At 55.1% G+C, this 17,129-nt stretch carries 15 protein-coding genes; 2 read left to right on the top strand and 13 right to left on the bottom strand.

Going from position 1 to position 17,129, the window contains the following annotated elements:
- Positions 1-5 precede the first annotated feature (5 nt).
- The 13 genes from wzyE to trxA form a co-directional block, all read right to left on the bottom strand.
- Positions 6-1,346 (bottom strand): ECA oligosaccharide polymerase, encoded by a 1,341-nt coding sequence (gene wzyE / locus AC1MKH_RS00655; RefSeq protein WP_276223127.1) that lies wholly within the window; start codon positions 1,344-1,346, stop codon positions 6-8.
- The gene (locus AC1MKH_RS00650) at positions 1,343-2,422 is read right to left on the bottom strand and encodes a TDP-N-acetylfucosamine:lipid II N-acetylfucosaminyltransferase (protein WP_276223130.1); all 1,080 of its coding nucleotides are present in this window, start codon (positions 2,420-2,422) and stop codon (positions 1,343-1,345) included. The genes wzyE and AC1MKH_RS00650 overlap by 4 nt, the downstream gene beginning before the upstream one ends.
- On the bottom strand, positions 2,419-3,669 hold the full coding sequence (gene wzxE / locus AC1MKH_RS00645) for a lipid III flippase WzxE (protein WP_276223132.1): 1,251 nt from the start codon (positions 3,667-3,669) through the stop codon (positions 2,419-2,421). The genes AC1MKH_RS00650 and wzxE overlap by 4 nt, the downstream gene beginning before the upstream one ends.
- Before the next feature lies 1 nt (position 3,670).
- Positions 3,671-4,801 carry a dTDP-4-amino-4,6-dideoxygalactose transaminase gene (gene rffA, locus AC1MKH_RS00640; protein ID WP_276223133.1) on the bottom strand — a complete coding sequence of 377 codons (1,131 nt, stop codon included), beginning with the start codon at positions 4,799-4,801 and terminating at the stop codon, positions 3,671-3,673.
- A 4-nt stretch (positions 4,802-4,805) separates the two neighbouring features.
- A complete protein-coding gene (gene rffC, locus AC1MKH_RS00635) occupies positions 4,806-5,480 on the bottom strand; it encodes a dTDP-4-amino-4,6-dideoxy-D-galactose acyltransferase (protein ID WP_276223135.1) in 675 nt (224 codons plus the stop codon).
- Complete coding sequence (gene rfbA, locus AC1MKH_RS00630) at positions 5,458-6,339, bottom strand: glucose-1-phosphate thymidylyltransferase RfbA (protein ID WP_276223137.1); 882 nt, start codon at positions 6,337-6,339, stop codon at positions 5,458-5,460. Before rfbA ends, rffC begins: the two co-directional genes overlap by 23 nt.
- Positions 6,340-6,356: 17 nt before the next feature.
- Entirely contained in the window at positions 6,357-7,424 is a 1,068-nt protein-coding gene (gene rffG / locus AC1MKH_RS00625) for a dTDP-glucose 4,6-dehydratase (RefSeq protein ID WP_276223139.1), read from the bottom strand.
- Entirely contained in the window at positions 7,421-8,683 is a 1,263-nt protein-coding gene (gene wecC, locus AC1MKH_RS00620) for a UDP-N-acetyl-D-mannosamine dehydrogenase (RefSeq protein WP_276223141.1), read from the bottom strand. The genes rffG and wecC overlap by 4 nt, the downstream gene beginning before the upstream one ends.
- Positions 8,680-9,810, bottom strand: a complete 1,131-nt coding sequence (wecB, locus tag AC1MKH_RS00615; protein WP_276223143.1) for a non-hydrolyzing UDP-N-acetylglucosamine 2-epimerase — start codon at positions 9,808-9,810, stop codon at positions 8,680-8,682. Before wecB ends, wecC begins: the two co-directional genes overlap by 4 nt.
- Before the next feature lie 57 nt (positions 9,811-9,867).
- Entirely contained in the window at positions 9,868-10,914 is a 1,047-nt protein-coding gene (gene wzzE, locus AC1MKH_RS00610; RefSeq protein WP_231825732.1) for an ECA polysaccharide chain length modulation protein, read from the bottom strand.
- Between the two features lie 13 nt (positions 10,915-10,927).
- Positions 10,928-12,031: a UDP-N-acetylglucosamine--undecaprenyl-phosphate N-acetylglucosaminephosphotransferase gene (gene wecA / locus AC1MKH_RS00605; RefSeq protein ID WP_231825733.1), complete on the bottom strand. Its 1,104-nt coding sequence runs from the start codon at positions 12,029-12,031 to the stop codon at positions 10,928-10,930.
- A 237-nt stretch (positions 12,032-12,268) separates the two neighbouring features.
- The gene (rho, locus tag AC1MKH_RS00600; protein WP_001054528.1) at positions 12,269-13,528 is read right to left on the bottom strand and encodes a transcription termination factor Rho; all 1,260 of its coding nucleotides are present in this window, start codon (positions 13,526-13,528) and stop codon (positions 12,269-12,271) included.
- A gap of 331 nt (positions 13,529-13,859) precedes the next feature.
- Positions 13,860-14,189 (bottom strand): thioredoxin TrxA, encoded by a 330-nt coding sequence (trxA, locus tag AC1MKH_RS00595; protein WP_004386384.1) that lies wholly within the window; start codon positions 14,187-14,189, stop codon positions 13,860-13,862.
- Between the two features lie 142 nt (positions 14,190-14,331).
- Here trxA and rhlB point away from each other — a divergent pair, with 142 nt between their 5' ends.
- Complete coding sequence (rhlB, locus tag AC1MKH_RS00590; RefSeq protein ID WP_015966456.1) at positions 14,332-15,597, top strand: ATP-dependent RNA helicase RhlB; 1,266 nt, start codon at positions 14,332-14,334, stop codon at positions 15,595-15,597.
- 6 nt (positions 15,598-15,603) lie between these two features.
- Positions 15,604-17,088 carry a guanosine-5'-triphosphate,3'-diphosphate diphosphatase gene (gppA, locus tag AC1MKH_RS00585; protein WP_276223148.1) on the top strand — a complete coding sequence of 495 codons (1,485 nt, stop codon included), beginning with the start codon at positions 15,604-15,606 and terminating at the stop codon, positions 17,086-17,088.
- Positions 17,089-17,129: the final 41 nt, after the last annotated feature.

Raw genomic sequence — 17,129 nt, 5'->3', positions numbered from 1 at the left:
CCTTTTCAAACATGCTTAAACTGTTTAAATCGCTGGTGAACCAGCCCCGCACTTTCAAACAGCCAGTACAACAATTTTGCCACCAGTAAACAGAGGCCGAAAACAACCAGGAAAAAGACCACGCGCGAAACGAATGAATCCAGCCCTTCCCTTGCCAACACAATCATATTGAAGATAGCGCCAAAACAGAAACTGTGAAGAATGGCGGCTTTATAGCGGTTGGTCTCTTCATTGCCGAGCATGTAGAGCCAGTCGAACCACTTAATGATAAGCCCGACCACGACCGCACCCAGCGGGATAAACCAAACGCCGCCCATCACCACCAGCGAACCAATCAGCGTCGGCGAAATCGCCAGCCCGGAGTGGTTATTCAGGACTTCCCAGGTGAAGTAGTTAGCGGTATTAAGCACAATGCCAGGGCGATCAGGCCAAAGCCAGGTCGGGATGAAAACATAGAAGTCGCGCGCAATCGGCGCCAGCCCCTGGAAATCAATTTTGTCGTAGTTCTGCAACAACAGCGCCAGGTTTTCCCACGGCGAGAAGGTATCACGCGTCAGATAAAGGAACGTGTAGAACGCTTCATCGCCGCTCACGTTCATGCCATAGCGCTTCAGCGCCAGCCAGAACATGCCGACAATCCCCATCACGCCCGCCGCCGCCAGCATCCACAGAGAGATCCAGCCGCGAATAATGCCAATAAACAGGAAGATGGCGAAGGCGATAATAATGTTCGCGCGCGTGCCGCCGACGATGGCGTAAGTCAGTAAACCAAATGCCACGGTGCTTAGCAGGAAGAAGATCCACGCTTTCCAGCCAGGGCGCAGGAAGTAAACCACCAGCATCGCCGGGATAAAGAAGTAGAAGAAACGCTTCAGTGCCACGCCGGAAACTTCGCTGGAAAAAATCTGGCTATAAGAACGCAGCTTGAACAGCAGGAAGCCGTTATGCATAAAGAAGATGCCGACCGTCAGCAACGCCAGCCCCATCAGCAGGACCCATGTCAGATTAGTTTCCACCCGGTTCATGGTAAACAGCGGCCTGCGCGGTGCGCGGGACGCCGCCGGACGCAGACGGGTTTTGTAACTGACGTAGTACACGGCGTAGAAACAGACCGAGGCCAGCAGCGTTTGCAGCAGAACTTCCGGGGGCGCAACGCCAACGTCAAAGCGGAACACCAGCGTGCAGGTGAGCGGGAAGCCGAAGAAGAACGTCAGTAAAAACAGCAACGAGAAGAAAACGTTGAAGTTAAAACGCACCCGGCGGAATTCAAACCACGTGAGCGTGCCGATAAACAGCGATGACAGCAGCCAGACGACAAACAGACCGGTGAATTGCATTTCCGTCATGTCGGCTCTCCAGCGGCTAAACGCAGGGCACGATGCCAGGGCTCAAGATAGTTCGGGCGGAAGAAAGCGATCGCGCTTTTATCGACCAGCGCCAGCTGGCGCTGGGCTTCGCGCACGACCGCTTCATCCAGCGCATCTTCGGTAAACAGCACCGGGATGTGCTGCTCGGTCATATCCTGCCAGAAGGGATTCTGCCGGTTGAGCACGCAGGGTACACCCGCCTGGATCAACAGACACAGCGTGCCAATGCCCTGCTGGCGGGCAAAAATGAAATAGCCCAGGTCGCAGCGGCGTAATAACGCCAGATAGTCGTTAAATTCCAGCTTTTCGCTGAGGATTTGCAGATTTTCTTCGCTGAACAGCGCCAGGCCAGCGGCGCGAACTTCGTTAATGTACGCGTCGTTATTGGCCGGATATCCCATCGGCACAATCACCGTGACCGTGTCGCCAAACTGCTGATGAACCGCCTTTAACGCGGCGACATGCTCGTTACTGCGATCGCCAGAGTTCCCCACCAGAATGGTGAGTTTCCCGCTACGCGGCGCATCCGACGCCAGCGTGTTTAACGCCGGGTCCATGCGCGTCGGGAAGTAGAGCAGCTCGCTGGGCACGCGTGGGTGCAAACGGGAAAAATAGCTGAGATCGCCGCGCGTAGCGAACACGCGCCCCACCCGCCCTTGCGCCATGCGGCGTAACGGATAGAACAGACGGAACTTCAGCCCCTGAGAGACCTCGTAGAGATCCGCTCCCCAGATGTGCCAGCTAACCTGTGCGGGTTTGATACCGCCGCTCAGCAGCGCCAGCCACAGGCCAGTATTGAACTGACCGTGGAAAAAGAAATGCTGCGCGCGTGACGCTTTCGCCCGCGCCACTACCGCTTTCGCCAGCGTCGCTTTATCGGGGTAACACTCGATGGCCAGGGCGGGAAATGCCGCCGCAAGGCTTTCGTCGCGACTCACCACCATAAACCGACGCGCATGTTCACTTACGCTCGCCAGTTCTTCGGCAAAGAAACGCAGTACGGTCTGGTTGTGGTGAGGGATATCCGATCCCAGTACATGTATCAGTGCTGTCATAGCCGTTTACGCCAGATTAAAAACGCGCCGCAACAAAGGGCGAAATAAACAATGTAGGTTGCCATATAGGCTTGTGCCGCGCCCAACGCACCGTGCGCCGGGATCAACCAGTGTGAAAACGCGGTAAGTAACGTGAACTGGCTGATTTCCGCAAGGATATACAGGCGCAGCGACGCTTTGGCAATCACCAGATAACCAAATACATAAGCGCCGACTTTCAGCACATCGCCCACCAGCTGCCACGCGAAAAGATCGCGCATGGCGGCAAACTTCGCGGAGAAGAGCAGCCAGATAGCAAAATCGCGCAACAACCAGACGGTAAAGCTCGCCGCCGCAACAGCGGGTAAGACAAACTTCAGCGAGCGAAGAATTTCGCGGGTGATCTCCGATTTGCCCGTTAAGCGCGATAACGTGGGCAGCAGATAGACGCTAAAAGACGCGGTAATAAATTGCAGATAGGCGTCGGAGATACTGCTCACCCCTTGCCAGATCCCCACTTCATCCCAGCTGTAATGCGCCGCCATCAGGTTTCGCATCATCACATACGCCACGGGGAGCGTGACCGAGGTGATGAGCGCCATCAGGGTGAATTTACCTAATTGCCCGGCAAGCCACTTATCCCACTGCGGCTTCAGATATCTCCACGGAAGGGTAGCGCGATGCGTCAACATGACCGCCGCCGGAATAACAATCAGCGCCGGCACCAGCGCCAGGCCAAGCAGCGCGCCCTGATAGCCGCCAAAGCGATAACACGCGTAATAGGCCACGACGCCGATAACGCTCCCGGCAATCAGCGAAAGCGCATTGCCCGCCGCATCGCGAAAGCCTTTCATCAATGCCAGTAGCAGGTTCGCCCACGCGATGCCCATCTGCACCAGCGCAACCAGACGCACCAGCCCCTGATAATCCGTGTGACCAAATAGGCCCTGGCTGATAGGTGCGGCAGCCAGCAGGAAAACGATGGCGAGCAACGTGGAAAAACCCAGCACCATCGCCGACGAGGTACCAACCACTTTACGCAGCTGCGCCGGGTCGTCATGATGTTGGGCAACAAATTTCGTGACGCCGTTAAAAATCCCTGCGCCCGCCAGCACGCCAAGTACGGTAACCATCTGACGGAAGTTGCCCGCCTGCCCCACGCCCGACGGCCCGAATGACACCGCCAGCAGTTTAACCACCAGCAGGCCGACGCCAATTTTTACCAGCGTGGACGCGGCGGTCCACACGGAAGCTTTAGCCAGCGACATATCAGGCGAAGTAATTCAGCAGCGTATTGATCACCGTACGCTGATTGACCGCCGCCAGATTGTAGAACAGCGGCAGACGGAGCAAACGCTCGCTTTCCTGGGTGGTGAAACGATCTTCCCCATGGAATTCACCAAACTTCTCGCCTGCCGGACAAGCATGCAGCGGAATGTAATGGAAGACCGCCAGAATTTCTGCTTCTTTGAGGAAGGCGATGAGCTTGCTGCGATCGTCGTTATCGCGCAGCTTGATGTAGAACATGTGCGCATTGTGGCCGCAGTTTTCCGGTACCGACGGCAGCTCAATACGCCCGGCTTTCGCCAGTGGTTGCAGCGCGTCGTAATAGGTTTGCCACAGCGCCAGGCGCTGTTGGTTAATGCGTTCCGCCGCTTCCAGCTGTGCCCACAGATACGCCGCCTGCAAATCCGACATCAGGTAGCTGGAGCCGATATCGCGCCAGGTGTATTTATCCACCAGGCCACGGAAAAACTGGCTGCGGTTGGTGCCTTTCTCGCGGATGATCTCCGCACGTTCCACCAGCGCTTTATCGTTGATTAACGTCGCGCCGCCTTCCCCGCCTGCGGTGTAGTTTTTGGTTTCATGGAAGCTAAAGCAGCCAATGTGGCCGATAGAACCCAGCGCGCGGCCTTTGTAGGTCGACATCACGCCCTGCGCGGCGTCTTCCACCACAAACAGATTATGCTTTTTCGCGATGGCCATAATGGTGTCCATTTCACAGGCCACACCCGCATAATGCACCGGTACAATCGCGCGGGTTTTGTCGGTGATCGCCGCTTCAATCAGCGTTTCGTCGATGTTCATGGTGTCTTTACGCACATCCACAAAGACGATTTTGGCTCCGCGCAGGACAAACGCGTTGGCGGTGGAAACGAAGGTGTAGCTGGGCATGATCACTTCATCGCCCGGCTGAATATCCAGCAGCAGCGCCGCCATCTCCAGCGATGCGGTGCAGGACGGCGTCAGCAGCACTTTCGCGCTACCAAAATGCTGCTCCATCCACTGCTGGCAGCGACGGGTAAACCCCCCATCGCCACACAGTTTGCCGCTGCCCATCGCGGATTGCATATAGTCGAGTTCGGTTCCCACCACCGGCGGGGCGTTAAATGGAATCATGGTGTCACCTGTATAACCAGTATGCGGTGCTGACAATGTTCGCCCCGCTTTGAATGTAGCGTTTCAGTGCTGCGGTATTGCCGATTTGCGTCGCAACCCGCAGCGTCGACAGGCCGCGCGTCTGCGCCCAGCACAGTGCCGCCTGCATTAATTCTGCCCCCGCGCCGCGCCCGGCCAACAGGCCAATACGCGCTTCGCTGCCGTTCACTTCACGCAGAGAAACAAATGCACGGATCGTGCCGTCATCGTGGCGAAAAACCAGGCATTGATCGTCGAATGTACCTTTTACGGCATTTTCAATCCACTGCGCGTAAAAGCGCCCACTGGCGTCGATGGCATACCACGGCACGCGAAAACGGCTTTGCGCGAATGCCTGCGCGGCAAGCTGGCGGAGTTGCGGAATATCGTCAACCTTCGCCACTTCGGCAGATGAATGGACAACGGCTTTAACCGGCAGCGCCAAATCCACCTCACCTTCCACCAGTTGAAAACCCAGCTGTTGCAACGCATCCAGTTGGTCCGTCTGATGGGCGGCAATTTTCGCCTGCACGCGTGACCAGCCGTTCAGCGCTTCAGGCGTCATCGGCGCGGCCTGTTCGTCAAAACAAACCTTCGCGCTGTTAATGCCGAAGAACTGGTTTTCCCAGTTCAGCGGTTCAATACTGGCGCGGACGGGCACGGAGCAGCTCCAGCAGATATTGGCCGTAGCCTGTTTTGGCGAGCTGAGCGGCGGCGCGCTTAACGCCTTCGTCATCCAGCCAGCCGTTGCGCCAGGCGATCTCTTCCAGACAGGCAATTTTGAATCCCTGTCGTTTTTCTACCGTCTGCACGAACATACTCGCTTCAATCAGGCTGTCGTGCGTGCCGGTATCAAGCCAGGCAAAGCCACGCCCCAGCAGCTCAACGGTGAGTTTCCCTTCTTCCAGGTACATCTGGTTGATTGAGGTAATCTCCAGCTCACCGCGCTCAGACGGTTTTACCCGTTTCGCATACTCCACTACGTTACTGTCGTAGAAATAGAGGCCGGTTACCGCCCAGTTGGATTTTGGCTGCTTCGGTTTTTCTTCCAGCGAAATCGCGCGGAAGTTGTCGTCAAACTCCACCACACCAAAACGTTCCGGGTCCATCACCTGATAGCCAAAGACCGTTGCGCCTTCGGTGCGCATAGCGACGCTGCGTAATTTCGGGCTAAAGCCCTGGCCGAAGAAGATGTTATCGCCCAGCACCAGGCAAGAAGGTTCGCCATTGAGGAACGTTTCGCCAATGATAAACGCCTGCGCCAGCCCATCCGGGCTCGGTTGTTCTGCATATTCGAGATGAATACCGAATTCGCTGCCGTCGCCCAGCAGGCGCTGGAAGTAGCCTTTATCCTCAGGCGTGGTAATAATCAGAATGTCGCGGATCCCCGCCAGCATCAACACTGACAGCGGATAGTAGATCATCGGCTTATCATAAACAGGCAGTAGCTGTTTCGATACGCCGCGCGTAATAGGGTGCAGGCGAGTACCAGACCCGCCAGCCAGAATAATACCTTTCATCCGTTTTCTCCTCCGGGTTAACCCTTCAGACCTAAACGTTCGCCCTGATAGCTGCCGTCCTGCACCTGTTTCCACCAGGTTTCGTTGGCAAGATACCATTGCACGGTTTTGCGCATTCCGCTCTCGAATGTCTCTTCAGGCACCCAGCCCAGTTCACGTTCGATTTTCGACGCGTCGATTGCATAACGCAGGTCGTGCCCCGGACGGTCGGCAACATAGGTGATGAGATCGCGATAGTATGCAACGCCCTGCGGTTTCTGCGGCACCAGTTCTTCGAGCAGAGCGCAAATAGTCTCGACCACCTCAAGGTTTTTACGCTCGTTATGGCCGCCGATATTGTAGGTTTCGCCTACGACGCCCTCCGTCGCCACCCGATAAAGCGCTCGCGCATGGTCATCCACATACAGCCAGTCGCGGATCTGCTGACCATTGCCGTACACAGGTAGCGGTTTCCCCGCCAACGCGTTGAGGATCATTAACGGGATCAGTTTTTCCGGGAAGTGATACGGGCCATAGTTGTTGGAACAGTTGGTGATCAGCGTCGGCAGGCCATAGGTACGCAGCCATGCGCGAACCAGATGGTCGCTGCTTGCCTTCGACGCGGAATAAGGGCTGCTGGGCGCGTACGGCGTGGTTTCGGTAAAGAAATCCTCCGCGGAATGCAGATCGCCATACACTTCGTCGGTCGAGATATGATGGAAGCGAAACACTGATTTTTCGTCATCAGCCAGCGTACTCCAGTAGCTTCTCGCCGCTTCCAGCAATGTATAAGTACCCACGATATTGGTTTCGATAAAAGCGGCCGGGCCGTCAATAGAGCGATCGACGTGGCTTTCCGCCGCCAGATGCATCACCGCATCCGGCTGGTATTCGTCAAAGACGCGCGTAAGCGCCGCGCTGTCACAGATATCGACCTGTTCGAATGCAAAACGCGCACTATTGGCGACGGGGGCCAGCGACGCCAGATTTCCCGCATAGGTCAGTTTATCAACAACCACGACGGCATCCGCCGTCTGTTCGATGATGTGACGAACGACCGCTGAACCAATAAACCCAGCCCCACCGGTGACCAGAATCCGTTTCAACGCCACACCCCTTTCGCATCAACGATAAAGGGCTGAGTCACGTTCTCGGCGGCGATGGCTTTAAATTCATTGTGATCGACCAGCATGACGATCACGTCGGCCTGAGCCAGCGCGTCAGCGGTGGAAACCAGCGTACACAGCCCGTCGAGTTTTTTCGGCAACTGATGAATGTTCGGTTCGACGACCAGCGTTTCACCGGCGTGCCATTGGGCAATCAGTTCGGCGATTTCCATTGCCGGGCTTTCACGCAGGTCATCAATGTTTGGTTTAAATGCCAGCCCGAAGCAGGCAATTTTCAGTTCGCTGGCGCGTTTGTTGGTCGCCGCGAGGCAATCCGCCACGTTGGCTTTGACCTGGCCAATCACCCAGAATGGTTTGTGATCGTTTACTTCGCGGGCGGTGCGAATCAGACGCGCCTGCTGCGGATTCTGCGCCACGATAAACCACGGGTCGACGGCAATGCAGTGTCCGCCCACACCCGGGCCCGGTTGCAGGATGTTTACGCGCGGGTGACGGTTCGCCAGGCGAATCAGTTCCCAGACGTTGATCTCCTGATCGGCGCAAATCAGCGAAAGTTCGTTGGCAAAGGCGATGTTAACGTCGCGGAAGCTGTTTTCCGTCAACTTGCACATCTCCGCCGTGCGGGCGTTGGTCACCACGCATTCGCCTTCGAGGAAAATGTTGTACAGTTCGCTGGCGCGCGCGGAGCACACCGGCGTCATACCACCAATCACGCGGTCATTTTTGATGAGCTCGACCATCACCTGCCCCGGCAATACGCGCTCCGGGCAGTAGGCGATGTTGATATCCGCCTGCTCGCCTGCCTGCTGCGGGAAGGTAAGATCCGGGCGCAAATCAGCCAGCCAGGCAGCCATTTGCTCCGTTGCGCCCACCGGCGAGGTTGACTCAAGTATCACCAGCGCGCCTTTTTTCAGCACCGGCGCAATCGACTTCGCCGCCGCTTCAACAAAGACCATATCCGGCTCATGATCGCCTTTAAACGGTGTCGGCACGGCAATCAGATAGGCATCCGCTTCTACCGGGGTGGTGGTTGCGCGCAGATGGCCTGCGCTTACCGCCGTCTTCACAACTTTGTCGAGGTCTGGCTCAACGATATGAATTTCGCCACGGTTAATCGTATCAACCGCGTGTTGGTTGATATCCACGCCGATGACCTCTTTTTGCCGGGAAGCAAAGGCCGCCGCAGTAGGGAGGCCAATATAGCCAAGACCAATTACCGAGATGGTAGAGAAACTCATAGCGTTACCTGATTATTTTTAAGGGCTGATAAGATACGTTCGCATGCCTGGCCGTCACCGTACGGGTTGTGTGCGCGGCTCATCGCCTGATATTCGTTTTCATCGTGCAGCAAGCGCGACACTTCTTCGACAATTCGACGGCTGTCGGTGCCCACCAGACGTACCGTGCCGGCATCAATCGCTTCCGGGCGTTCGGTGGCGTCACGCATCACCAGTACCGGTTTACCCAACGACGGCGCTTCTTCCTGAATACCGCCGGAATCGGTGAGGATAAGCCAGGCGTGATTCATCAGCCAGACGAAAGGCAGGTAATCCTGCGGCTCAATCAGAATGACGTTTTCCACATGGCCCAGAATGCGGTTTACCGGCTCGCTGACGTTCGGGTTGAGGTGCACCGGGTAGACAATTTGCACGTCCGGGTGGGTGGCGGCGATTTCAGCCAGCGCATGGCAGATATGTTCAAATCCACGGCCAAAACTTTCGCGGCGATGGCCGGTAACCAGAATCATCTTTTTACCGTTGGCTAAGAAAGGATAGCGCTGTGACAACTCATTGCGCAGCGTTTGGTTGCTCAGCACGCGATCGCGCACCCAAAACAGCGCATCGATGACCGTGTTGCCGGTGACAAAAATACGCGTGTCAGCAATGTTCTCTTTCAGCAGATTCTGGCGCGACGTTTCCGTGGGCGCGAAGTGATACATGGCCAGGTGCCCGGTCAGGGTGCGGTTGGCTTCTTCCGGCCACGGAGAGTAGAGATTACCGGTTCGCAGCCCGGCTTCGACGTGACCGACCGGAATACGTTGATAGAAAGCGGCCAGACTCGCGGCAGCGGTGGTCGTGGTGTCGCCGTGCACCAGCACGACGTCCGGTTTGAATGATTCCAGAACCGGCTTTAATCCTTCCAGGATTCGGCAGGTAATTTCCGTCAGCCCCTGACCCGGACTCATAATATTGAGGTCGTAATCAGGGACGATAGAGAAGAGATTTAGCACCTGATCGAGCATCTCACGATGCTGTGCGGTGACACAGACTTTGGCCTCAAAATGAGGATCTCTTGCCAGCGCATGAACCAGAGGCGCCATCTTGATCGCCTCCGGACGCGTACCAAATACAGTCAGTACTTTCACATCGATTCTCTTCGATTGGATGAGACAGGCCCATCGCCCTTCATTATGACGATGCAGTTACTGGACGCGACGACGCGTCAGCGCAACACCCGCACCGACCAGCGCACCTACGATACCCCACATCGCCATCAGGAATGCGCGGCGTGGGCTGGTGCGTTTTACAGGTTCTTCTGGCGTACGCAAATAACGATATGTCTGAAAGCGCGGGTCGAGTGTTGGGCCAACATTGAGCGTGTTGAGCATGGCGCGACCCTGATCGTAATCCAGATCGTAGGTCGGCCCGCTGGCCTGAAGGTTTTCCAGACGCGCCTGCAACATCGGGCGGCCCAGCATGAACAGTTCGGAATCCGGGAGTTCCTCGGCGGGAACGTCCGTTTCGCTGCGGGAAATATTGTGTTGCTCCGCGACTTTCAGCGCAGATTCTACACTATGGATGCGGCGCTTAAAGATGGTCTGCGCCACTTCTTCCTGGCGTTTGACCTGCGCTTTCATTTGGATAGTGCGCGCCGCCCAGGCACCTTTGAGCTCATCGTTAAGATGACCCGCCGCTCGCTGGCTGGCGAATGCCACGTACTGGCGCAACAGGTTGTTGGCGTCCGGCGCGGTTTCCGCCGTCAGCTTCACGCTGTCGCTCACGCTTTTAAGCACGTCGCCCGGCATAAACTGAATGTCGTTGATAAGATCATCAAGCAACGCCGCATCGGCGCGAGAATTCCCCACCATGCGCTGCTTGTAGTAATCGGTCTGCGACCAGAAATCGCGACGCGTATCCCATGAGGCGAGTTGCATGATGAACTCTTTATACGCCTCATCCATTACCGAAGGCTGGATAGTGCCTGCCGGACTCGCCTTCGCATCAAGATTACGCAGGAATTGCTGTTGGGAATAGTAGCCGCCCAGCATGTTTACCGTTGGGCGATCGGTGATCGCCGTAGCGCTCCACTCCTGACGGGCAAAAAAGGTATAAATCAGGACGATGACGGCAAACAGAACCGCAAAGCCAATAATCCAACGTTTTCCCGACCACAACGCGCGAAACAGACCGCGAATATCCAGTTCATTCTCAGCACCTTGCAGCGGCGCTTTCGGTAATGGTTGAGTCATTACATCCCCAGTATTACTTGGTTAAGTTTTGTGTTTTGCCACTGTTGCGGCGCATTCTGCGCTTCACGCGTTTGATAAAACGCGCCACTTTCCACGCTCTTTTGATGCAGTAACCATACAGGAAAAAAGCAGCCAAAAATAATATCAGCATGGCCCATTCCGGCACGATGTGAGTATACTCCGCGGCCACACCAATGGAGGCCAGAAGCGCAGCGGCAAGCGTAATTAGGACAAATGCCTGACGGGAAGTAAAACCGGCGCGCATGATCAGGTGATGAATGTGCTGGCGGTCTGGAGAGAATGGGCTCATCCCTTTGCGCAGACGACGATACATGATGGCAACCATGTCCATCAACGGAATCGCAATAATCCACAAGGCCGTAACCGGACTAATCGGGTGACGCTGACCCTGCGTGGTTTCCAGCAGGATCCAGATAACGGTAAAGCCGATAAGCGTACTGCCCGCATCCCCCATAAAGACTTTATAACGGCGGCCAAGGATACCGAGGTTGAGCATGATGTACGGCAGAATGGCGGCGATCATCGCAAAGCACCACATCGCCAGGCTGGTCTGTCCGTCAAACCACAGAATCAGTCCCATCGCCGCAAAGGAGACGCAGGAAAGCCCGCCCAGCAGGCCATCAATACCATCCACCATATTAAAGGCGTTGATGGCGGCCCACACGGCGAACAGCGTCAGGAAGAAACCGAACGGCCCCAACACCAGCTCCCAGGAACCAAAGATATAGCCCAGGCTGCTAAGATAGAGTTTGCCCACCACCATCATCACGATGCCGATCAGCGCCTGAATCGTGGCGCGGATTTTGACACTGATGTCAAAGCGGTCATCCAGCGCGCCGATAAAGACCAGAACGCCGGCACAGGCCAGGTAGAGTTCAGCGTGAGGGATGTAGTAATCCACGATACCGAAGGTGAAGCAGATCCCTGCGTACACAGAAATCCCGCCAACCAGCGGAATTAATCCCTGGTGACGCTTACGGTAGTTAGGTTTGTCCACCAAACCCACTTTTTTCGCTGCTTTGCGCGCAAAAAAGAGGAACAGGGTCGTGAACAAGAAAATACTGATCAGATCAGCACCGACGGTCAGCAAACTCACAATATATACTCGCAGAGAATATTAATAGCGAAAGTATACCCACGATAGGCCTTCATCAGAAGAGGAAGTCGGATGAGATTTGCCGAAAATCGACTGATTTACAACCAATTCTACGAACAAAGCAATCCTGTCGCCGTAAAGGATAACTATCAGTGATAAATTTGTTATTAATTGACAGTATGGAACTGCAAAACAAAAACGCCACGCAAAGCGTGGCGTTTTTCTACTCAACGATGTTTACGAACGTTTCATCATGTCGAAGAAGTCGTCGTTGGTTTTGGTCATCGCCAGTTTATTGATGAGGAATTCCATCGCATCGATTTCGCCCATCGGGTGAATGATTTTGCGCAGGATCCACATTTTCTGCAGCTCTTCCTGAGTGGTGAGCAGCTCTTCTTTACGGGTACCGGAACGGTTGTAGTCGATAGCCGGGAAGACGCGTTTTTCAGCAATCTTACGAGAGAGGTGCAGTTCCATGTTACCTGTACCTTTAAACTCTTCGTAGATAACTTCGTCCATTTTGGAACCGGTATCGATCAGCGCCGTTGCGATGATGGTCAGGCTGCCGCCCTCTTCCACGTTACGCGCCGCACCGAAGAAGCGTTTCGGACGATGCAGGGCGTTGGCGTCCACACCACCGGTCAACACTTTACCGGAAGCCGGAACGACGGTGTTGTAGGCACGCGCCAGACGGGTGATGGAGTCGAGCAGAATGATAACGTCTTTCTTGTGCTCAACCAGGCGTTTCGCCTTCTCGATAACCATTTCCGCAACCTGAACGTGGCGAGATGCCGGTTCATCAAAGGTAGAAGCGACAACTTCACCTTTTACCAGACGCTGCATCTCGGTCACTTCTTCCGGACGTTCGTCAATCAGCAGTACCATCAGTACGCAGTCTGGGTGGTTGTAGGCGATGCTCTGCGCGATGTTCTGCAGCAGCATAGTTTTACCCGCTTTCGGCGGTGCCACAATCAGACCACGCTGACCACGGCCAATTGGCGAGGCCAGATCCAGTACACGTGCGGTTAAGTCTTCGGTAGAACCGTTACCACGTTCCATACGCAGACGAGAGTTTGCGTGCAGCGGGGTCAAGTTCTCGAACAGGATCTTGTTGCGCGAGTTTTCCGGCTTATCGTAGTTAACTTCGTTAACTTTCAACAGCGCAAAGTAACGCTCACCCTCTTTAGGAGGACGAATCTTACCAGAGATGGTATCACCTGTGCGGAGGTTGAAACGGCGGATTTGGCTGGGGGAAACGTAGATGTCATCAGGACCGGCGAGGTAGGAGCTGTCTGCAGAGCGGAGGAAACCAAATCCATCCTGCAATATCTCCAGTACGCCATCACCAAAGATATCTTCGCCACTCTTTGCGTGCTGCTTCAGGATGGCAAAAATAATGTCCTGCTTGCGCATACGAGCCTGGTTTTCCAGCCCCATATTTTCGCCGAGAGTGATCAGCTCAGAAACCGGCGTATTCTTTAATTCGGTAAGATTCATAATGGTGTGGGTTCTTAAACTCGGGGTAATACTCGAACTTAATGTTGTGAATGGTATGGCAGGGTCATCCATGCCTGTTTACGGCCATCAACTCATGTCTGTTCGCGGTCTGGTAACAAGAGCGTACACAGAGCTGAAACGACAAGACGGAAAGAGTGACAAGCCAGGAATCTGTCAACTTCACGCGTTGTACCAACGGGAAGTATCGGGTCGAACAAGATTCAAACAAAGATATGTTTAAAACGAAGTCAAAGTTAACTTAGCACGACTGAAGCCGGGCGTCCAGAGTCCTGGCTATTTTAGGACCACTGCACGCCCGTATAAGGATCTCTTACGCCAGGTTAGCGTCGAGGAACTCTTTCAGCTGACCTTTGGACAGTGCGCCCACTTTGGTTGCAGCCACTTCGCCGTTTTTGAACAGCAGCAGGGTTGGGATACCACGAATGCCATACTTCGGCGCGGTGCCCGGGTTCTGATCGATGTTCAGTTTAGCAACGGTCAGTTTACCCTGATACTCGTCAGCGATTTCATCCAGAATCGGGGCGATCATTTTGCACGGACCACACCACTCTGCCCAGAAATCGACGAGTGTCAGCCCGTCAGCTTTGAGTACGTCCGTGTCAAAACTGTCGTCAGTCAGGTGAATAATTTTATCGCTCATATATAACTCCACAGGAATAAGCCTGATGTGTTGTGTAGCATTAATCAACGGCGTGTTGATTCTACTTTCGCCAACAAAGGTTGACGTTATTTCACCGGATACGCTTTCTTAATGCAATAGTAAGCTGATATTCTACCACACTATGAGCAAAACACATTTAACAGAACAGAAGTTTTCCGACTTCGCCCTGCACCCGAAGGTGATTGAAGCCCTTGAAACTAAAGGGTTTCATAATTGTACGCCCATTCAGGCACTCGCACTCCCGCTGACGCTGGCGGGCCGTGACGTTGCCGGGCAGGCGCAAACCGGTACCGGGAAAACGATGGCGTTTCTGACGTCGACGTTTCATTATCTTCTTTCTCACCCGGCAATTGCTGACCGCCAGGTGAACCAACCGCGCGCGCTGATCATGGCGCCGACGCGTGAGCTCGCCGTGCAGATTCACGCCGATGCCGAGCCGCTGGCTCAGGCAACGGGCCTGAAACTGGGGCTGGCCTACGGCGGCGACGGCTACGATAAACAGCTGAAAGTGCTGGAAAGCGGCGTCGATATTCTTATCGGCACCACCGGCCGTCTGATCGACTACGCGAAGCAAAACCATATTAACCTCGCGGCAATTCAGGTTGTTGTGCTGGATGAAGCCGATCGCATGTACGATCTGGGCTTCATTAAAGATATCCGCTGGCTGTTCCGTCGTATGCCACCAGCAAACCAGCGCCTGAACATGCTGTTCTCTGCCACCCTTTCTTACCGTGTTCGCGAACTGGCGTTCGAACAGATGAACAACGCCGAATACGTTGAAGTCGAGCCTGAGCAGAAAACGGGCCACCGTATTAAAGAAGAGCTCTTCTATCCTTCTAACGAAGAAAAAATGCGTTTGCTGCAAACGCTGTTAGAAGAAGAGTGGCCAGATCGCACCATTATCTTCGCCAACACCAAGCACCGTTGTGAAGATATCTGGGGTAGCCTGGCGGCAGATGGCCATCGCGTAGGTCTGCTGACCGGCGACGTGGCGCAGAAAAAACGTCTGCGTATTCTCGAAGAATTTACCCGTGGCGACCTCGATATTCTGGTTGCGACCGACGTTGCTGCGCGCGGCCTGCATATTCCTGCCGTTACGCACGTCTTTAACTACGATCTTCCGGACGACTGCGAAGACTACGTTCACCGCATTGGCCGTACCGGTCGCGCGGGCGCACGCGGTCACTCCATCAGCCTCGCCTGTGAAGAGTATGCGCTGAACCTACCGGCGATTGAGACCTATATCGGTCACTCCATTCCGGTCAGTAAGTACAACCCCGATGCGCTGTTAACCGATCTGCCGAAACCGTTACGTCTGACGCGCGTGCGTCAGGGCAATGGTCCGCGCCGTTCCGGTGCGCCGCGTAATCGTCGTCGTTCAGGTTAAAAGAATATGCCCAGCTCCACCTCGCTGTATGCAGCTATAGACCTTGGTTCCAATAGTTTCCATATGCTGGTTGTTCGTGAGGTGGCTGGAAGTATTCAGACGCTGACGCGCATCAAGCGCAAAGTCCGTCTGGCTGCTGGCCTCAGCAGCGATAATATTCTGTCGGCGGAAGCGATGGAGCGCGGGTGGCAATGCCTGCGCCTGTTTGCCGAACGTTTACAGGATATTCCCCAACCGCAAATTCGCGTCGTCGCAACCGCAACGCTTCGTCTGGCCGTTAATGCACAAGACTTCCTCGATAAAGCGCAGGAGATTCTTGGCTGCCCGGTGCAGGTGATTCGCGGTGAAGAAGAAGCGCGCCTGATTTATCAGGGTGTCGCACACACGACAGGCGGCGACGATCGTCGTCTGGTCGTGGATATCGGCGGTGCCAGTACCGAGCTGGTCACGGGCAAAGGTGCGCAAACCACCTCGCTGTTCAGCCTGTCGATGGGCTGCGTCACCTGGCTTGAGCGTTTCTTTACCGATCGTAATCTGGCGCAGGAAAACTTCGACGAAGCAGAAAAAGCCGCGCGCGATGTGCTGCGTCCGGTCGCTGATGAGCTGCGTACGCACGGCTGGAAAGTGTGCGTGGGGGCGTCTGGTACGGTACAGGCGTTGCAGGAAATCATGATGGCGCAGGGGATGGACGAGCGCATAACGCTTGCCAAACTTCAGCAGTTAAAACAGCGCGCGATTCAGTGCGGACGTCTGGAAGAGCTGGAAATCGAAGGTCTGACGCTGGAACGCGCGTTAGTGTTCCCGAGCGGTCTGGCGATTTTAATCGCCATTTTCACTGAGCTGAATATCCAGTGTATGACGCTGGCCGGTGGCGCTCTGCGCGAAGGCCTGGTTTACGGCATGCTGCATCTGGCGGTGGACGAAGACATCCGCAGCCGCACGCTGCGTAACGTACAGCGCCGGTTTATTGTCGATACCGAACAGGCGGCGCGCGTGTCACAGCTGGCATCTCACTTTGCCGATCAGATCGAAAAACAGTGGGATATTGAGCCATTAAGCCGTGAACTGCTGCTAAGTGCATGTCATCTTCATGAAATTGGTTTGAGCGTCGATTTCAAACAAGCGCCAGCACATGCGGCGTATCTGGTACGTAATCTTGATTTGCCAGGCTTTACGCCCGCGCAGAAAAAACTGCTGGCGACGCTGCTGCTCAACCAAACCAACGCTATCGATCTCTCGTCGCTGCATCAGCAAAATGCCGTGCCGCCACGCGTGGCCGAGCATCTGTGTCGTCTGCTGCGCCTGGCGATTATCTTTGCCAACCGCCGCCGCGACGACCTTTTGCCGCAAATCACGATTACAGCTAATGAAGAGACGTTGACGCTGAGACTACCTGCGGGCTGGCTGGAACATCATCCGCTGGGTAAAGAGATTGTCGATCAGGAGTGTCAGTGGCAGAGCTATGTGCACTGGCCATTGATTGTAGAGTAAAAAAGCTGGTGTCGGATGGCGCTTCGCTTATCCGACCTACA

The sequence above is a fragment of the Pseudocitrobacter sp. CD920760 genome (genome assembly GCF_057782505.1).
This window is presented reverse-complemented; position numbering and strand designations above follow the sequence as displayed.

Coding starts and splice junctions, on each gene's coding strand:
- wzyE (WP_276223127.1), bottom strand. CDS start 1,346: ATGACGGAAATGCAATTCACCGGTCTGTTTGTCGTCTGGCTGCTGTCA.
- gppA (WP_276223148.1), top strand. CDS start 15,604: ATGCCCAGCTCCACCTCGCTGTATGCAGCTATAGACCTTGGTTCCAAT.
- trxA (WP_004386384.1), bottom strand. CDS start 14,189: ATGAGCGATAAAATTATTCACCTGACTGACGACAGTTTTGACACGGAC.
- wecC (WP_276223141.1), bottom strand. CDS start 8,683: ATGAGTTTCTCTACCATCTCGGTAATTGGTCTTGGCTATATTGGCCTC.
- rhlB (WP_015966456.1), top strand. CDS start 14,332: ATGAGCAAAACACATTTAACAGAACAGAAGTTTTCCGACTTCGCCCTG.
- rffA (WP_276223133.1), bottom strand. CDS start 4,801: ATGATTCCATTTAACGCCCCGCCGGTGGTGGGAACCGAACTCGACTAT.
- wzzE (WP_231825732.1), bottom strand. CDS start 10,914: ATGACTCAACCATTACCGAAAGCGCCGCTGCAAGGTGCTGAGAATGAA.
- AC1MKH_RS00650 (WP_276223130.1), bottom strand. CDS start 2,422: ATGACAGCACTGATACATGTACTGGGATCGGATATCCCTCACCACAAC.
- wzxE (WP_276223132.1), bottom strand. CDS start 3,669: ATGTCGCTGGCTAAAGCTTCCGTGTGGACCGCCGCGTCCACGCTGGTA.
- rfbA (WP_276223137.1), bottom strand. CDS start 6,339: ATGAAAGGTATTATTCTGGCTGGCGGGTCTGGTACTCGCCTGCACCCT.
- rho (WP_001054528.1), bottom strand. CDS start 13,528: ATGAATCTTACCGAATTAAAGAATACGCCGGTTTCTGAGCTGATCACT.